This window comes from Delftia sp. DT-2 (genome assembly GCF_028401915.1).
Lineage (GTDB): Bacteria > Pseudomonadota > Gammaproteobacteria > Burkholderiales > Burkholderiaceae_C > Comamonas > Comamonas tsuruhatensis.
On sequence record NZ_JAQOTI010000070.1, the window covers coordinates 1 to 830 of the forward strand.

Below are 830 nucleotides of genomic sequence, written 5' to 3' on the forward strand. Positions count from 1 at the left end.
AACACCGTCACTGCGGCCCTGGCCTGCGGCGGCGACGTGCATGTGCTGGTGGCGGGCGAGAATGCCGGCGCCGCTGCGCAGGCCGCTGCTCAGATCGCTGGCGTGTCCAAGGTCATCCACGCCGACGGCGCCAGCCTGAAGGACGGCCTGGCAGAGAACATTGCAGCGCAAGTGCTGGCAATTGCTTCGAACTACAGCCACATCCTGTTCCCCGCCACCGCCAGCGGCAAGAACGCCGCGCCGCGCGTGGCCGCCAAGCTGGACGTGGCCCAGATCAGCGACATCACCAAGGTGGACAGCGCCGACACGTTCGAGCGCCCCATCTACGCAGGCAACGCCATTGCCACGGTGCAAAGCAGCGACAAGGTCAAGGTCATCACCGTGCGCGGCACGGGCTTTGACGCAGCGGCCACCACGGGCGGCAGCGCCCAAGTGGAGCAGCTGGCGGCCGCTGGCGACAGCGGCAAGAGCAGCTTCGTGGGCCGTGAAGTGACCAAGAGCGACCGCCCCGAGCTGACGGCCGCCAAGATCATCGTCTCCGGCGGCCGCGCGCTGGGCAGCAGCGAGAAGTTCCAGGAAGTCATCACGCCCCTGGCTGACAAGCTGGGCGCCGCCATCGGCGCCAGCCGCGCAGCGGTGGACGCAGGCTATGCGCCCAATGACCTGCAGGTCGGCCAGACCGGCAAGATCGTGGCGCCCCAGCTGTACATTGCCTTGGGCATTTCCGGCGCCATCCAGCACTTGGCCGGCATGAAGGACTCCAAGGTGATCGTGGCGATCAACAAGGACCCCGAGGCACCGATCTTCTCGGTGGCCGACTACGGCCTGGA

The 830-nt window shown here is 67.6% G+C and carries 1 protein-coding gene; it reads left to right on the forward strand.

The window, feature by feature from the left end; genetic code table 11:
- Positions 1 to 830 (forward strand): electron transfer flavoprotein subunit alpha/FixB family protein (locus PO605_RS30865; RefSeq protein ID WP_272207354.1); only part of this gene is annotated, 830 nt, incomplete at both ends.